The sequence below is a fragment of the Polynucleobacter sp. Adler-ghost genome (assembly GCF_018688495.1).
Taxonomy (GTDB): Bacteria; Pseudomonadota; Gammaproteobacteria; order Burkholderiales; family Burkholderiaceae; genus Polynucleobacter.
The window spans coordinates 2,083,982-2,101,026 of the sequence record NZ_CP061320.1; the positions used below are offsets into that span (position 1 = coordinate 2,083,982).

The 17,045-nt window shown below is 46.5% G+C and carries 14 protein-coding genes and 1 pseudogene; 2 read left to right on the forward strand and 13 right to left on the reverse strand.

Features of this window, described 5'->3' with window-relative positions; genetic code table 11:
* Nucleotides 1-7: 7 nt before the first annotated feature.
* Genes ICV89_RS10825 through def form a run of 6 tightly spaced genes read right to left on the reverse strand, consistent with a single transcriptional unit; the run spans nucleotide 8 to nucleotide 6,393 of the window.
* Complete coding sequence (locus tag ICV89_RS10825; protein ID WP_215308643.1) at nucleotides 8-688, reverse strand: response regulator; 681 nt, start codon at nucleotides 686-688, stop codon at nucleotides 8-10.
* 2 nt (nucleotides 689-690) lie between these two features.
* Nucleotides 691-2,985, reverse strand: a complete 2,295-nt coding sequence (locus ICV89_RS10830; RefSeq protein WP_215308644.1) for an ATP-binding protein — start codon at nucleotides 2,983-2,985, stop codon at nucleotides 691-693.
* Nucleotides 2,982-3,563, reverse strand: a complete 582-nt coding sequence (locus ICV89_RS10835) for a DUF4390 domain-containing protein (protein ID WP_215308645.1) — start codon at nucleotides 3,561-3,563, stop codon at nucleotides 2,982-2,984. The genes ICV89_RS10830 and ICV89_RS10835 overlap by 4 nt, the downstream gene beginning before the upstream one ends.
* On the reverse strand, nucleotides 3,560-4,873 hold the full coding sequence (gene rsmB / locus ICV89_RS10840; protein WP_215308646.1) for a 16S rRNA (cytosine(967)-C(5))-methyltransferase RsmB: 1,314 nt from the start codon (nucleotides 4,871-4,873) through the stop codon (nucleotides 3,560-3,562). The genes ICV89_RS10835 and rsmB overlap by 4 nt, the downstream gene beginning before the upstream one ends.
* Before the next feature lies 1 nt (nucleotide 4,874).
* The gene (gene fmt / locus ICV89_RS10845) at nucleotides 4,875-5,870 is read right to left on the reverse strand and encodes a methionyl-tRNA formyltransferase (RefSeq protein ID WP_215308647.1); all 996 of its coding nucleotides are present in this window, start codon (nucleotides 5,868-5,870) and stop codon (nucleotides 4,875-4,877) included.
* Nucleotides 5,871-5,877: 7 nt separating this feature from the next.
* On the reverse strand, nucleotides 5,878-6,393 hold the full coding sequence (gene def, locus ICV89_RS10850; protein ID WP_215308648.1) for a peptide deformylase: 516 nt from the start codon (nucleotides 6,391-6,393) through the stop codon (nucleotides 5,878-5,880).
* 71 nt (nucleotides 6,394-6,464) lie between these two features.
* Between def and dprA the strand changes: the two genes are divergently transcribed.
* Together dprA and ICV89_RS10860 are read left to right on the forward strand one after the other, a co-directional pair.
* Complete coding sequence (gene dprA / locus ICV89_RS10855; RefSeq protein WP_215308649.1) at nucleotides 6,465-7,163, forward strand: DNA-processing protein DprA; 699 nt, start codon at nucleotides 6,465-6,467, stop codon at nucleotides 7,161-7,163.
* A 198-nt stretch (nucleotides 7,164-7,361) separates the two neighbouring features.
* The gene (locus ICV89_RS10860; RefSeq protein WP_215308650.1) at nucleotides 7,362-10,040 is read left to right on the forward strand and encodes a DNA topoisomerase III; all 2,679 of its coding nucleotides are present in this window, start codon (nucleotides 7,362-7,364) and stop codon (nucleotides 10,038-10,040) included.
* Between the two features lie 59 nt (nucleotides 10,041-10,099).
* Here ICV89_RS10860 and mnmC read toward each other — a convergent pair.
* From mnmC to rpmH, 7 genes and pseudogenes are all read right to left on the reverse strand, one after another.
* Nucleotides 10,100-11,101: pseudogene (mnmC, locus tag ICV89_RS10960) on the reverse strand (FAD-dependent 5-carboxymethylaminomethyl-2-thiouridine(34) oxidoreductase MnmC); the annotation flags it as partial.
* A gap of 47 nt (nucleotides 11,102-11,148) precedes the next feature.
* Complete coding sequence (locus ICV89_RS10865) at nucleotides 11,149-12,996, reverse strand: phosphoenolpyruvate carboxykinase (GTP) (protein ID WP_215308651.1); 1,848 nt, start codon at nucleotides 12,994-12,996, stop codon at nucleotides 11,149-11,151.
* Between the two features lie 90 nt (nucleotides 12,997-13,086).
* Nucleotides 13,087-14,466, reverse strand: a complete 1,380-nt coding sequence (gene mnmE, locus ICV89_RS10870) for a tRNA uridine-5-carboxymethylaminomethyl(34) synthesis GTPase MnmE (protein ID WP_215310410.1) — start codon at nucleotides 14,464-14,466, stop codon at nucleotides 13,087-13,089.
* Nucleotides 14,467-14,507: 41 nt separating this feature from the next.
* Nucleotides 14,508-16,214 (reverse strand): membrane protein insertase YidC, encoded by a 1,707-nt coding sequence (gene yidC / locus ICV89_RS10875; RefSeq protein ID WP_215308652.1) that lies wholly within the window; start codon nucleotides 16,212-16,214, stop codon nucleotides 14,508-14,510.
* Nucleotides 16,215-16,224: 10 nt separating this feature from the next.
* Nucleotides 16,225-16,464: a membrane protein insertion efficiency factor YidD gene (yidD, locus tag ICV89_RS10880; RefSeq protein WP_215308653.1), complete on the reverse strand. Its 240-nt coding sequence runs from the start codon at nucleotides 16,462-16,464 to the stop codon at nucleotides 16,225-16,227.
* Nucleotide 16,465: 1 nt separating this feature from the next.
* Nucleotides 16,466-16,714: a ribonuclease P protein component gene (locus tag ICV89_RS10885; RefSeq protein ID WP_251370850.1), complete on the reverse strand. Its 249-nt coding sequence runs from the start codon at nucleotides 16,712-16,714 to the stop codon at nucleotides 16,466-16,468.
* Between the two features lie 77 nt (nucleotides 16,715-16,791).
* The gene (gene rpmH, locus ICV89_RS10890; protein WP_011903922.1) at nucleotides 16,792-16,926 is read right to left on the reverse strand and encodes a 50S ribosomal protein L34; all 135 of its coding nucleotides are present in this window, start codon (nucleotides 16,924-16,926) and stop codon (nucleotides 16,792-16,794) included.
* Between the last annotated feature and the right edge of the window lie 119 nt (nucleotides 16,927-17,045).

A 17,045-nucleotide genomic window follows, 5' to 3' on the forward strand; every position in this document is an offset into this window, starting at 1 on the left:
GGGCGCCTTATTGCTCAGCTTTATTGCGTGAAGTATCGATTCCTAAAGCTTTTAGCTTGCGATATAGATGGGTCCGCTCTAGGCCAGTGTATTCAGAAATTTTGGTCATGCTGCCACCCATGATAATCATTTGATGCTCGAAGTAGGCTTTTTCGAATAAGTCCCTAGCCTCTCGAAGCGGTAAATCAAAATAAGTTTTTGCAATCCCGCTGATGTACTCGCCGCTCTGAACTTGTGAGGCTTGCTCACTGACTACCGCTTTAGGGCTTGGACTTGTTGAGGGTGCTACTGACATTTTTTCTTCAGCGAGCTCAACATACTTAGGCGAACTTTCTAAGGCCTTACTTACCGTCTTGAGTAGCTTTTGGAGCGCAATCGGCTTTTCTAAGAAATTGAGTGCGCCTATGCGGGTAGCCTCAACAGCAGTATCAATCGTGGCATGCCCAGACATCATCACCACAGGCATGGTGAGCTGCCCAGTTTTAGACCACTCCTTTAACAAGCTAATACCGTCAACATCTGGCATCCAAATATCAAGCAAGACAAGGTCTGGACGCATTTGTTCGCGAATTGTTCGAGCCTGCATAGCACTCTCAGCCGCATACACGGTATGGCCCTCATCCGTCAGAATCTCATTGAGAAGCTCACGAATTCCCATCTCATCGTCGACCACCAAAATACTTGCCATTCTTATGCTGCCTCTTTTGCCAGATTCATAAACAAAATTGATACTTGCGCACCGATCACCTCATCCGCCTGCATGCGATTCCGGATTTCGATCTTGGCACCGTGATCATCTACGATTTTCTTCACCACCGCCAAGCCCAATCCAGTACCCTTACTCTTCGTTGTTACATAGGGCTCAAAGGCTCTTGCCAATATCTTAGCTGGAAAACCTGAACCGCTATCACTTATTGTTAAACGCACCGCATTTTGTGGCACACCATTCAGTTCACCATAAGGCACTAATTCTGTTTTTACTTCAACCGGCTCAGATTGATGAATACCCTCAAGAGTAGCATCTTGCGCATTTTGTAAAAGATTATGAATAATCTGCCTGAGTTGTGTGGGGTCACCCATAATATTTGGTGAGCGCGGATCAAGCCGAGTCTTTATGGGACTTCCTTCATACAAGCCCAGAATCTCTTGCGTCAAAGTATTGATCGAAACAGGCTTCAGTTGCGGACTTGGCGTCTTAGCAAAGTCTCTGAAGTCATTCACCATTTGCTTCATGGCCTGCACCTGTCCAATGATGGTTTCCGTACTGCGATTCATCATCTCTTCCTGCTCAGGGCTCAACTTGCCAGCCAACTTATGCTGCAACCTCTCTGCTGAGAGCTGTATAGGGGTGAGTGGGTTCTTAATCTCGTGGGCCAGACGTCTAGCCACCTCGCTCCAAGCAATTGAGCGCTGCGCACTCACTACGTCAGTGATGTCATCAAACACCACCATACGCAAATCTGCTGTTAATTCAGTTCCACGTATAAATAAAGTAACGCCAGGCTCATTTTCAAACTCGTTTGTACTATGCAGCTGAATCTGTTTTTGCCACACTGGCGCTGATGTATTTTTATCTTTTGCTGTTTGACTACCCTCTACGCCAACAGCCAGCTTCATGGTGGCAAAACCCTCTTTGATGGCTTGATCAAACTCGACAAGACTGGGGCTATCACTTAAAGGGCGCCCATCCATTTGCGTTAAATCTTGCCCAAAGATACGATCAGCGCCGGCATTGCTAGAAACCATATTAAAGTTTTTATCGAAGATACAAACCCCGGCAGTTAAATTACCCAATACCGTTTCCAAAAATGATTTGGATTCTTGTAGGGAAGTTCTGGTGTCGGCAAGCTGGCGGGTCATCACATTAAATTGACGCGTCAACATCCCTAGCTCATCGCCTGTATCTAACTCGGGCTTGGGTGATAAATCGCCTTGGGCAACAGCCTGCGTTCCTTTTAAAAGCATCAGTAGGGGTCGAGCCAACTGACGACCCAGAATTAAGGCCAAAGTAACTGCAACAAATAAGGCAAAGAACAAAGTTAAGGTCAGCGTACCCACAAACATTTTTCGCAAACCAGTTCGGCCTAATGACCTCTCTTGATAGTCACCATAGGCAGACTCAACCGCAACAATATTCTTAGCCAATGGCCCAGGAATGAATCGCACTAACTGTAAAAAATATTTATCTTCTACATCTTTTCCGGGAGCCTGCTTTTTACGAACAATCGGCACAATAGCTCTTACTCGATAACCTCGTTGACCACCATCCGCTTCAATTTGATCTATAAAGGTGGCGCCTTTCTTTCTAAAAGCGTCTGCAATCACGTCTGGGCTGGGTGCAGGAAAATATTTCTTGGGTCGTGCCTCGCTTGTCAATATCAGGTTACGCCCAATATTAAACAAACTAACCTCTTGAATGCCAAATTGGTTGCGTGCTTTCATCACTATGGCGGCAACCTGCTCTGAACTTGTGCCCGAAGGAACTGCGACTATTTGCTCGGCAATATAATTACCCTCAGCCAGAATTTCTTCTTGAGCAACTCGCAAGGTAACGCGCCCTAATTCAAGACCCGCATCTAGTGCGGACTCCACCTGAACATCGAACCAGGTTTCAATGCTCCGAGATACGAACTGTAGAGAAACTCCATACAAAATTAATCCTGGGACAACTCCAACTAAAGCAAAAATCATGGCCAACTTTGCCACTAGCCGCGTCCCAAAACGCCCTTTACGCCAACGAATCGCAATCACAGTCACCAAGGTCAAAATGACTAAGGTTAGACAAATTCCAATCACCACATTGGCTGCATAAAGCCAAATGAAGTAGTTATCAAAGAACTCGGTATTAGATGTTGCAATTGATAAGAGTGCCAACAATAAAAGTGCAAAGGTGCCAATCAATGCCATTGCCGTGGGCAATGCACGCCTTTTCCAGGCGTCTTTTTCAAACGCATTTGACCCAATGAAGTCTAAAGATATCTTCATCGTTTAATTAAGTTAGGGCCATTGTGTGAAAACGGGAAGCGCACCCAGTCACTTGTGACATTCCAGTCGCGATTGTTGAGCGCATTTATCTGAAATGGCTTGGGCAACTTACCTAAATCTAGGCTCATTCTTAACGCTGCAGTGTAAGACTTGCTCGAATCAATCTGGCCGCCATCAATTACCCTCCAACCCCCAATACTTCCAACAGCCTGTAAAGCCTCAAACATGGTGTTGGCAGAAAAGGTAAAGCCTTCAGAAGCAATGCGGTATTGCTGAGTCATTGGTTGATAAGAAAGACGGGTTGATCGTTGAGCAAGCGCAGGCTTTTCATCAAACCAGTACCAACGCGAACGTGTTAAGTCAAACTCAGTTTGAAAATATAAAACAATGCCTTTTTGAACAGCGTCCTCTAAGCCCGGTGTTAACTCAATCTTAAACGTGGCATTCAGCAGCCAATCGTTATCCACACGCTCCAGATCGGCAGTTTTGAGCTTGATTCCCTCTGCACGCACCGCCACTGAAAATAGACTCAGGGCTATCAAAACACAAAGGGTGAATTGTTTAATGCCTTGGCTCATGGCCCATTTTTCTTAAACAAAGCATAGTAAAAACCGTCATTTAGCTCAGCAGGCAAAATTTGCCCTGGTGCGCTTAATCGTAATGCATCAGCATGCTCCGCAGCAAACCACGTCGCCTGCTCCTCGCCCTCCTCTGGAAATACCGAGCAGGTTACGTACAAAAGTGTGCCGCCAATCTTGAGCATCTTCCAGGCTTGCTCCAAAATGGCGCGCTGCCTAAATTGCAAAGCCTTAATATCAGCCTCACGTCGCAAAAAAGGAATGTCAGGGTGCCTTGCAACAATACCCGATGCTGAGCAAGGTGCATCCAAAAGAATTTTGTCAAACAGCTTGCCATCCCACCATGCTGCCTTTGAGGCATCACCGCGTACCACGCGAACGAGATCAGACTGCAGACGCAAACGGTCTAAATTGCCGCCAATTTTTCTAAGACGCTCACCATCTAACTCCAAGGCTGTCATATCGCACTGCGCCAACTCCAGTAAGTGAGCGGTCTTCCCGCCCGGTGCAGCACAGGCATCCAATATGCGCTCACCTGGTTTTGGATCTAACAATACAGCCGCAATTTGTGCCCCTGCGTCTTGAACAGAAACTGCGCCACTATAAAAGCCTGGTAAGTCTGAAACTGGCACCGCCTCCTGTAATAACAAAGCGGAATCCAATGCGACCCCAGCAACACTATCAATTGGTTCGGCTGCGATACCAGCTTGATGCAATAACTCTTGATATTCCTTGCGCGTATGCTGTTTAATATTTACCCGCAAAATCAAGGGGGCTCGTTGGGCCTGCTGAATCAGCATGGCTTGCCAAGTCTTTGAATAGTTTCGCTTCAGGCTAGCTCGCCACCAGGGTGGGAAAAACATGGGAATAGGATCTGGCGCATAAGGCTTTTCATTTTCAGCCTGTACCGCAAGGCTAATCTTGCGAAGCACTGCATTCACTAGACCCTTTGCATACATCGTGGGCTCATATGCGCTGCAAGCTTTTACAGCTTGATCAACGATTGTATGCGCTGCATAACCCCTGCCATCAGATCCGCCCTGTAAAAACAAAGCAATCGCAACACTTAATAAGTGCTCTACCTCTGGTGGAGGTGCCTTTGGGATAAATTGTTGAATGAATTCATGTGATCTCACCCACTTACGTAAGGCATCAAACGTGAGGCTTTGGACAATAGGTCGCTCATGAGACTCTAGCTGATCTAACACTTCGGTGAGCGATCGACCTACCATTACTTCACCAATTGCTTGCGCAGAAATAGTGATTGCCTCTGATAGCGGAAGACTGCGCGGTGTTTTTTGATCGGTCAAATTAATCTTTCTTGAACTGCATTATTTTTTCCTGCGTGCGGTAGCTCTGTAAACAAGCGCTAGCAGAAATCTTTTTTCCACCAGGCTTTTGCATTTCCAAGATTTCAATCACACCATCTCCACACTGAACGTACACGCTATGCTCACTAAAATCTAAGACCTGTCCCGGAATAGCGCCTTGGAATATTTGTACCTTATTAGGTAAACAAGAGTTCCAAAACTTCATTTGCTCGCCATCCAAACTACTGGTAGATCCAGGAAATGGATTAAATGCTCGAATACGTCGATCGATCTCTACAGCACTTAATTTCCAATCAAGCTCTGCTTCACTCTTTAATATTTTTTCTGCATAAGTAACTCCCCCCATAGCTTGTGGAGTTCTTGTGATGGCGATGCCTTCATTTAAATCATTGAGAATCTTGACCATCAACTCAGCGCCCAAGACTGCTAAACGGTCATGCAGTGATACGCTAGTTTCTTGAGGTGTAATTTTTAGATCGCCCACTAAAACAGTATCGCCAGTATCGAGTCCAGCGTCCATCTGCATGATGGTCACACCAGTGTTAGCGTCACCACTTTCTATCGCGCGCTGTATCGGCGCCGCGCCGCGCCACCTTGGCAGCAAAGAAGCATGAATATTAAAACAACCATGCCTCCCATTCTGAGAGGCAAGATCAAGAATGGCTTGGGGAAGAATTAAGCCGTAAGCAACGACCACCATTGCATCAAAATCAATGTTAGATAAATATTGAAAGGTCTCTTGCGCTGCCATTTTTTTCTGCAAGTCTGGATGGTTCTGCTTGAGCGTTTCAGGTTGCAACACCGGGATATTTTTCTCTAGTGCAAACACTTTTACAGGGCTCGTCTGAAGATGCATGCCGCGACCTGCACGACGATCTGGCTGAGTTAGTGCTAGCACAATTTGATGGCCAGAATTTTCTATTGCACGCATTGCTTGTGCAGCAAACTCTGGGGTACCAGCAAAAACAATTTTCATTGGGCGCTTAGCGCTCGCCTACTAATTCTTTTGCGCGCTTTTTCATTTTGAGGGAAATACGATTGCGCTTCAACATCGAGAGGTACTCAACAAACACCTTACCTTGCAAGTGATCCATCTCGTGCTGCAAACAGACTGCTAGTAGGCCATCTGCCTCTACTTCAAATTCTTTGCCGTTGATATCGAGCGCCTTGACTCGGATGACTGCTGGGCGATCTACCTCATCATAATATTCAGGCACAGAGAGGCAACCTTCGCGCCAAGATTTCTTTTCTGGGCTTGCCCAAACTAATTCTGGATTAATGAAAACCATTAATTGATCTTGATTATCAGATACATCAATCACCACAATGCGCTCATGCACGTCCACCTGGGTTGCAGCTAAGCCAACCCCGGGGGCCTCGTACATTGTCTCAGCCATATCGGCCACAATTTTTTTGATGCGTGCATCTACCAACGCTACGGGTTTGGCAACCTTATGTAGGCGTGGATCTGGATAACAAAGGACAGTTAATAAAGCCATATCGGAATTATCCAACAGAGTAATCAAGCTGTCCCGATAGTGCTTTGCAGCCCTATGCTCAAAATTGCCTTATGCGCACATCCAAAAATCCAGACATCATCCAAATTCACCGAAATACCCCTCACTACCCAACTCGCCTCTTGGATTTATCTGATCCGCCCAATTCACTGTATATGTATGGGGATATTCACCTGTTAAATTTACCCATGGTTGCCATAGTGGGTTCACGTGCCGCTAGCCCAGAAGGAATCAGGAATGCTTACAGTTTTGCGCAAGCCCTCTCTGCGGAGGGCTATCTCATTATTTCTGGACTGGCTCGGGGTGTTGACGGAGCGGCTCACCGAGGTGCCCTTAGGTCAAATCAGGGGTATCGAACCATTGCGGTATGCGGAAGCGGGCTAGATATTGTGTATCCGCGAGAGCATCTAGACTTAGCTCAAGCCATCGCCAACAGTGGGCTCTTGGTGTCTGAGCTAGCTCCAGGACTGGGACCAAAGGCTTGGCACTTCCCACGTAGGAACCGCATCATTGCGGCCTTATCTCTCGGAATACTCGTGATTGAAGCAGCGGAGCGCTCTGGCTCGCTTATTACAGCCAGGCTGGGCTGTGAGCTTGGTCGTGAGATTTTTGCGATTCCCGGGTCAATTCACAACCGGCTCTCTAAGGGCTGCCATCAACTACTTCAGCAAGGCGCCAAGCTAGTTCAATCTCCACAAGACATTCTCGAGGAGCTGCCAAAATGGTCAGAAACCTCATTTAAAGGCATTTAAAGCGCCATTTTAGAAAAAATAGGGGCTTTAATAGGCTCTTACCAAACCCCCAAAAATGAGGTTTTTGGACTTTTGTTAATTTATCGGTTAATAATAAAAAAGGGGCATGGAAATAGTCTGACCAGGATCTAGTTTAAATTGGTTACCCGTTTTCACCCATTAAAAACATCATTTCAAGCTCAAATTTAGGCAAAACGCGTGGCAACTAAAGCATCTACCAAAAAAAATAGTCCTAAGACTTCAGCGGTTGATCACCCTAAAGCCCTGATCATTGCGGAGAAACCTTCCGTTGCGAATGACATTGCCAAAGCTTTGGGTGGCTTCACTAAATATGAAGACTATTTCGAGAACGATGACTTTGTCATCTCCTCTGCAGTTGGCCATCTATTGGAAATTGCCGCACCTGAAGAATTTGATGTCAAACGCGGTAAATGGTCGTTTGCAAATCTTCCGGTTGTACCGCCCTATTTTGACTTACGCCCGATCGCCAAAACTGAATCGCGGCTGAAGGTCTTGCAAAAACTCATTAAGCGTAAAGACATTAATGAACTCATTAATGCATGTGATGCTGGACGCGAAGGTGAGTTGATCTTCCGCTTAATTGCACAGCATGCAAAAGCACCGCAGGCTATCAAACGTCTGTGGTTGCAATCCATGACGCCAGCAGCGATTCGTGATGGCTTTGCCTCCCTGCGCAGCGACACCGATATGCAACCTCTCGCAGATGCGGCACGCTGCCGCTCTGAAGCGGATTGGCTTGTTGGTATCAACGGCACACGGGCGATGACCGCGTTTAACAGCAAGAGCGGTGGATTTTTTCTAACAACAGTTGGTCGAGTACAGACGCCAACACTATCAATCGTGGTTGAGCGTGAAGAACTCATTCGGAAATTTATCTCCAAAGATTATTGGGAGGTGAAGGCAGAATTTATTGCTGCAGCCGGCGTATATGAAGGACGCTGGTTTGATCCTAAGTTTAAGAAAGATGCCGCAACTCCTGATACTCGTGAGAATCGCCTCTGGAGTGAAGCTGCTGCCCAAAGTATTGTGGCTGCGTGTCGCGATAAAAAAGCGAGCGTCAAAGAAGAAGCCAAACCAGCAACTCAATTAGCACCACAATTATTTGATTTAACTAGCCTACAACGTGAGGCAAATGCACGCTTTGGCTTCTCTGCTAAGAATACTTTAGGTTTAGCCCAAGCACTTTATGAGCGCCATAAAGTGCTGACCTATCCACGAACCGATGCTAAGGCCCTGCCTGAAGATTATTTGGATACCGTCAAGCAGACCCTGGAAAACCTGGCTGAAAACGCACAAGAATATCGCGCCTTCGCCAAACAAATCTTGCAAGGCGATCCCAAGGATCCAAAAGCCAAAGCAGGATATGGTTGGATTAAGCCAAACAAACGCATTTTTGATAACTCAAAAATATCTGATCACTTTGCGATCATTCCAACCCTAGAGTCTCCAAAGAGCCTCAGTGAGCCTGAGCAAAAGCTATATGACTTGGTTGTCCGTCGCTTCTTGGCGGTGTTTTATCCTGCAGCCGAATTCCGCGTCACTACTCGCATCACCGAGGCATCGGGACATCACTTTAAAACTGAAGGTCGCGTACTTGTCACGCCGGGTTGGCTAACGGTATACGGCAGATCGAACCAAGCGGATGACGAGTTGGTGGCAGTACAAGAAGGTGAAACCGTCCAAAATGAATCTATTGCGGCGATCCCACTAAAAACTAAGCCGCCAGCGCGCTATACCGAAGCAACCTTGTTATCGGCAATGGAAAGTGCTGGTAAGTGGGTGGATGATGATGAAATGCGTGAAGCGATGGCCGAAAAAGGTTTGGGCACACCCGCAACTCGCGCTGCCATCATTGAAGGCCTGCTGGCAGAGAAATATATGGTGCGCGAAGCACGAGAGCTAATACCTACCGCCAAAGCATTCCAATTGATGACACTCTTGCGTGGCTTAGATGTTGAAGAGCTAACAAGGCCCGATCTCACAGGTAGCTGGGAAAACAAACTTTCCCTGATTGAGCGTGGTGAGATGAATCGCGATACCTTCATGCAAGAAATTGCACAAATGACGCAGCGCATTGTCAAGCGCGCTAAGGAGTATGACAGCGATACTATTCCGGGCGACTATGCGACTATGTCTACGCCGTGCCCTCATTGTAAGGGTGCCGTTAAAGAAAACTACCGCCGCTTTGCATGCGAGAAATGTGGATTTACGATTAGCAAAACTCCGGGTGGCCGTGCATTTGAATATCCTGAGGTAGAAGAGCTGCTGCGTGAAAAAACGATTGGGCCACTGCAAGGATTCCGCAGCAAGATGGGTAGGCCATTTGCAGCCATTATTAAGTTAAGTGAAATTCCTGAAGATGATACTGATTATCCAAACGCAGGCTTTAAGCTTGAGTTTGATTTTGGCAACACTCAAGAGGATGAATCTGAAGCTATCGACTTTACTGGCCGGCAAGCCTTAGGCGTATGTCCAAAGTGCTCTGGTGCTGTATACGAAGATGGCATGCGCTACTTATGTGAAAGAAACACCGGTCCAGACAAGTCATGTGATTTCAAAACCGGTAAGGTCGTTTTGCAACAAGAAATTTCTGCAGAGCAAGTTCAAAAACTGCTTACCGAGGGCAAAACTGATTTGCTAACCAACTTCAAATCTAACCGTACTGGCCGTGGTTTTAAGGCTTATCTTGCCTTGGGTCCGGATGGCAAAATTGGTTTTGAGTTTGAAGCTAAGGCGCCCAAAGCGGGGGCTGCAGCTAAAGCTCCGGCAAAGAAGCGGGCAGGTGCAAGTGCTGCCACCAAGTCTGTAGCAAAGCCTAAGCGAGTGAGCAAAGCGAAGTCGTCTGCGAGCACTTGAGCTGTAATCAGCTTAGCCGCTAAGGCCGACCAAAGAGCGCCTCTAGACCCCAGGGCTGTTGCTAAAAATATCCCTGGGCGTTGACTCAGCGCGCCAATGATCGGTAAGCGATCGCCCGCAACACAACGAATGCCCACAAAGCTTCCTGCCTTTTGAAGTTGCTCAGTATCGCCCTCTGGGTAATTCAATAACCCCTTTGCCTGCTCACGATTAAAGTCATCGCTTGAATTCCAATCTTGAGAATCCAATTCACCCTCATCAAAACTAGATCCCACTATCCATTGATAATTTCCATCGGGAAGTTGCTTGGCTGGCAAACAATAGCCATCACCCGTGATAGCTGTGCGCGGCAGTCGTGGTGCCCAAGAACTTGTCATATCAACAGAAAAGATGCTCAGCTGCCCGCGCACCGGCCTTAAAGGTAGTCGCACATCGATGCTTTCAACTAAGCTTTTGGTTTCTAGTGCTGCTGCAATAATGACTTTGCCAGCCGTCATGATGGGCTTATCTTGAGCGTTCATTAACTGCCAACCCACACCGATTTTTTCCAGCCGAGCTACAGCGATATTCCAGCAACAAGTCAACATTGGGTGGGGTTTTAGTGCATCCCGTGTTACCTCAGATAAGTTAAGTGACGCGCCCCGAGGAAGCCAGATACCATCTTGATTAATGCCGCAGATTTTCGATGCCTCTTCCGCATAAAGGGCTTTAGCCATGCCTTCATCGAGCTCGAGTGATTTGAGATAAGTGTCGACATCATCACGACTAAAAGTTTTGTCTCTCTTATTTGGCTGAAAAATGCCATGCTGATTCCAAGCATGGCTCCAGCGAGCCTCTGCCATCAAAAATGCAATGCGAGTTAATCGTAGTAAGCGCGGGGCACCTCTTCCAACATGGGGATGGGCAATGGCGTATGCGTGACTTGAACATGCTGATGCAGGTTGGGAGGCGCGATCAATAATGCAAACTGCTTGGCCACGCTCGAGTAATTCACTAGCAATACATGCGCCTGCAATGCCTGCCCCAATCACCACAATGTCATGGTGTTGGGGTAAGGTCATTAAATAATGAGGTTGTTAAAAAGACTTCTTAAATTTCTAGGGGTGGCCTAGGCGTTTAAGCGCTTCTCGATTTTGCTACGCGCCTCAATTAACTCCTTGGGCAAACGCTCACCTAAATGCGCAAATAGCTCTGAATGAAGTTTGAGCTCATTTTTCCAGTCATCAACTGCAACAGTAATGGCTTTTTCAAACTTGTCTGCCGAGTAATCTAGTCCGCTCCAATGTATATCAGCATGCTCTGGGCAAATACCAAATACAGTTTCTTTGCCTTTAGCTGTGCCTTCAGCACGGCCCAAGATCCAAGAAAGTACGCGCATGTTCTCGCCAAAACCAGGCCAGACAAATTTACCGTTTTCATCTTTACGGAACCAATTTACGCAATAGATCTTTGGCAATACAGCGCCCTCTGCAGCAAGCTTGCTACCGATATTCAACCAATGTTGGAAGTAGTCACTCATGTTGTAACCAGCAAACGCAATCATGGCAAATGGATCACGACGTACAACACCTACTTGGCCAGTAATTGCCGCGGTAGTCTCAGAGCCCATTGTGGCGGCCATATAAACACCCTCAACCCAGTCACGCGCTTCGCTCACTAATGGCACTGTGTTTGAGCGACGACCGCCAAACAAAAACGCATCAATTGCTACGCCTTCAGGGTTATCCCAATTAGGATCAACTGCAGGGTTGTTTGTGGCGGCTACAGTAAAGCGTGAATTTGGGTGTGCAGCTTTACGGCCAGCTGCACCATCAGCAGGGGTCCAGTCTTTTCCTTGCCAATCAATTAAGTGTGCTGGAGGTGTATCAGTCAAACCCTCCCACCAAACATCACCATCATCAGTTAAACCGACGTTAGTGAAGATCACGTCTTGGTTTAATGAATCGAGACAGTTTGGATTGGTTTGACGATTTGTTCCTGGAGCAACGCCGAAGTAACCCGACTCTGGGTTGATCGCAAACAAACGTGTCTTGCCTGTAACGGAATCTTTGCGCGGCTTGATCCATGCAATATCGTCACCAACAGTGGTAACTTTCCAACCCTCAAATCCCTTTGGAGGAATCATCATGGAGAAATTGGTTTTTCCGCAGGCTGATGGGAATGCTGCAGCAATGTGATACTTCTTACCCTCGGGTGATGTCACACCCAAGATCAACATGTGCTCAGCCAGCCAGCCTTGGTCACGACCCATATTAGATGCGATACGCAATGCGAAACATTTTTTACCCAACAAAGCGTTGCCACCATAACCAGATCCGAAAGACCAAATTTCGCGAGTTTCAGGATAGTGCACGATGTACTTGGTTTTATTGTTAGGCCAAGCGACATCTTTCTCGCCAGCAGCCAATGGCTTACCAACAGTATGAATACAAGGAACAAATTCGCCAGTAGCGCCAAGTTGATCGATGACCGCCTTGCCCATACGGGTCATTAAGCGCATATTGATAGCAACATATGGGCTATCGGAGAGCTCAACACCAATATGCGCAATTGGGGATCCAATTGGGCCCATAGAGAATGGCACTACATACATTGTTCTGCCGCGCATGCAACCATCGAATAATGGCTGGAGGGTGGCACGCATTTCGCCTGGCTCCACCCAGTTATTGGTTGGGCCTGCATCCTCTTTATTTGCAGAGCAGATAAAGGTGCGGTCTTCTACGCGAGCTACGTCATCAGGATCTGAAAGTGCTAAGAAAGCATTTTTGCGCTTAGCGGGATTAAGGCGCTTGAACACGCCCGCGCTTACCAACAGCTCACAAAATTCATCATATTCAGCCTGGGAGCCATCACACCAGCGAATTTTGTCTGGCTTGGTTAAGGCAGCTACATCGGCAACCCATTGAATTAATTTATGGTTTTTTACGTATTCAGGTGCATTGGTGTTGATGGTCATGTGAATCCTATGAAATGTAATATTTTTGATCGCACTATTTTAACATTTTGGGTGTCTTTTTTATGAGCAAGCCCACCAAGAGCGAATCCTTTATTTACCAATACAAAATTGGCTAAATATCTTGCCCAAAAGATCGTCTGGGAGCAGTTTCCCAGTAATTTGTCCGAGCTGATCTTGTGCCAAACGGAGCTCTTCTGCAAATAACTCCAGCGATATATTGCCATTAGCAGCAAATTGTTGAGATTGCTCTAAGTGGGTGGCAGCCCTATCTAAGCAGTCTAAGTGCCGCCTGCGCGCCACAATTACACCCTCTTGAGAGCCGCCCCAGCCAACCAGCTCTAAGATTTTTTGCTTCAAGGCCTCGATACCTTGGCCCGTCTTGGCTGAAATGAACATGGATTGTTTTTCACCTTGCTCAGGGGCAGGGCTTATCAATAAATCTGATTTGTTGTTCACCTCCAGCACGGGGCACTTTGGGGAGAGTGCTTTCAATATTTGGGCTTTTAGCTCCACAATTTCAGAGGTAGTGGTTGTTTCTGAAGAACCTGGATCTTGTAGAAAAATAACTAGATCCGCCGCCGCAATAGCCTCCCATGATCTTTCGATGCCCTTTGCCTCAACTAGGTCACTGGTCTCGCGTAAGCCTGCGGTATCAATGATGTGCATAGGAACGCCGCCGACGGTAATACTCTCCTTAACGCGATCTCTTGTAGTTCCGGCAATAGGTGTAACAATAGCGACCTCCTCGCCAGCCAAGCGATTTAGAAGAGAGCTTTTCCCAACATTAGGTGCACCAGCTAAAACTAGCTGGATGCCGTCTCGCAAAATCTTGCCCTGTTTAGCCCCTTCCCTTAGCGCATATAGCTTTTGCATTACTGCACTTAGGCGTTCACGAGCTTGGGCATTCTCTAAGAACTCAATCTCTTCCTCGGGAAAATCTAGAGTGGACTCCACCAAAATGCGTAGTTGGGTGATCTCTTCAATTAGGCCGTTGATGTCATTTGAGAAAACCCCTTGCAGAGAGCGTGCTGCACCACGTACCGCCGCTGCACTTTGAGCATCAATTAAATCTGCAATCGCCTCGGCTTGAGCTAAATCAATTTTGTTGTTCAGGTAGGCTCTTAAAGAAAATTCGCCAGGCTCAGCAATTACTAGGCCCTGATCTTTTCCTAGTTCAAGACATCGCTTCATGACCAGCTCTAAGAGTTGTGGTCCACCATGACATTGCAACTCCAGAACATCCTCACCAGTAAAAGAGGCTGGGGCTGCAAAATAAATAGCAAGAAGTTGATCAATCGACTCACCTTGCGCATCTCGAAGTGTGAGTAAGCTGGCTTGACGCGGTGTAAGCGTCTTATTAAATAAAGCAGTGGCTATAGGCAAAAGCTGAGGCCCACTAATACGAATGACGCCGACGCCGGCTTTGCCCGGCGCAGTGGCAAGCGCAATGATGGGCAGCTTTCTTGTCATCATTGCGTGCACTCTTTATTTATTTTTTAGCTGCTAAAAATTTATTTGACCAGCTTCTTTCCAAACATCTGATTTATCTGCCATTGCTGAGCGATCGACAGTAGATTGTTTACCACCCAATACAAGACCAAGCCCGCAGGGAAGAAGAAGAACATAACCGAGAATACTAGGGGCATATACATCATTACCTTCGCCTGAATTGGGTCTGGTGGTGTTGGGTTAAGTTTGGTTTGTACAAACATAGAAGCTGCCATGATGATTGGCAAAATTCCAATTGGAATTGAACTTAAGCCAATCAAATCACTAATGGATGTATCTGGTAATGAAAGGTCGTGAACCCACAAAATCCAAGGGGCGCCACGCAACTCGACGGATGACAATAACACCCAATACAAGGCAATAAATACTGGGATCTGAATCACCACTGGCAAACAACCACCTAAGGGATTGATCTTTTCTTTACGATACATCTCCATCATGGCCTGATTCATTTTTTGTGGCTCGCCCTTGAACTGTTCTTTCATTGCGACTAGACGAGGCTGCACCTCTTTCATGCGCGCCATAGATTTATAGCTTGCCGCCGAAAGGGGGAAGAACACTAACTTAATTAAGATGGTCAATAAAATAATTGACCAGCCCCAGTTACCAACATACGAATGAATGTTGTCCAAGAGCCAAAAAATGGGTTTCGCTAAAATGGTTAGGTAGCCATAGTCTTTGAGCAACTCAAAACCTGGGGCGATTGTTTCAAGTACTCGCTCTTCTTGTGGGCCAACAAATAGTTTGGCTTTTTCTACAACCGTAGTGCCTGCGGGGATCACCCCTAGAGGGGTTTGCATACCAATTCGGTACAGATTGTTGTCAATTTTATTGGCGTAAATATCGCGTACCGCCTTATCGCTTGGAATCCATGCGCTTGCAAAATAGTGCTGAACCATTGCAATCCATGCTGGCTCGCCTGCGGCCACCTGAGTGGGGATAGTGATTTTGTTCTTATCAATTGCCGTGAATTCGAGTTTATTAAACTTTTCTTTATCTGTGTAGGCTGCCGGCCCAGTAAATGTAGTTGCTGAAAAGGCGCCATCAAAGGGGCCAATTTTTTGTTCCTGAGAAGCATCACGCACAATCTCGGTGTATAGAACAAGCGGGTTGGGGTTGTTGCCGGCCTGTGTAATGCGATGTCCAACATCCACAACATAGCTTCCCGGGTTAAGGATGAAGGTTTTTTCTAGCTTAACGCCATTACGTTCGCTGACGAAAACAATATACGGACGACCTGATTCATCTTTTCCAGACTGAACTAGCTTAAATGTGCTGGTGTGATTTGGAAGGTCACTATTTAAAGAAATCAAGCCGGAGCGCGCAAAGTACTTGTGTGTAGGTGTGTACTGAAATAGCTCGACAGATTTGTTTTCTGGTGTAAAAGATTTGAGTAACTTTGCATCTACGACGTTTGCGCCGCTTGCGCTAATTTTCAACTCAAGAACATCATTCTGTAGTGTGAACTTTTCCGCGCCCGCCATTGCGTCACTATTAATGGTTGGTGTTGTTGCTATGGCTGCTGTGCTCGACAGTTGGGCTGGAACATCGGCCTTGCTTGTGGTTGCAGGTTTATCAGCAGGCGCTGGTGCACTTGCTATAGGACCACCAAACATCGAAGGCTTACCCTCATGAACTTGCCAATTGTTGTACAACAAGAGGCCCGACATGGAGAAGACCGCCCAAAGAATTGTTTTTTTAAAGTCCATTTGGATTCACTTAATAATGATGAGATGTTGGTTTTACTGCGGGGTCGTGTCCGCCTTGTGACCATGGATTGCAACGCAATATGCGCCACACTGTTAGCCTAAAGCTTTTTAAAAATCCATAATTAGTAAAGCAGTCGCAGGCATATTGTGAGCATGAGGGTATGAATTTACAGTGCATGCCGACAAAAGGACTCAAGGCTATTTGATAGAGTCTTACAACCTTAATGGCCAGTTTGTTAAGTAGGCACACTTTAAATTAGTCCTGCAATTTGGAGTCGCAGATCTTCTTTTTCTTTGTCTCGGAGTCTACCGCGCGTTTCGCGACCAATTGGTTTTTTTAGCTTCACCACAACATCACGGCTAAGGTGTGTAGTTTGAGCACCCCTAACCAACTCACGGATCATGCGTTTTAATCGGTTGCGATCTACTGCACGTTTAGCCAGTTTTTTAGCTAACGCAATCCCTAAATCTGGTTTTGCCCCCTGATTTGGAGATGCCAAATACAAACCCCAACACAAACTTGTCTTGGGGCGTGTTTTTAATAACTCAGAAATCCTGGCGCTATTCAACTGCTAAATTAAACGGCGAGGCGTTTGCGACCTTTAGCACGGCGGGCATTTAATACCGCACGTCCACTCTTGGTTTTCATACGAATACGAAATCCGTGGGTACGTTTACGACGTGTTACTGAGGGTTGGTATGTTCTTTTCATGATTCATCCTGCAAAACCCAGTATTTTCCTTGTTGCTCAGCAAAAGGTCAACCGCTGAAGAAGAATATATAGGTATTTTTCTCTATTTATTTGGTGATATTTTGATAAACCCTTAATTT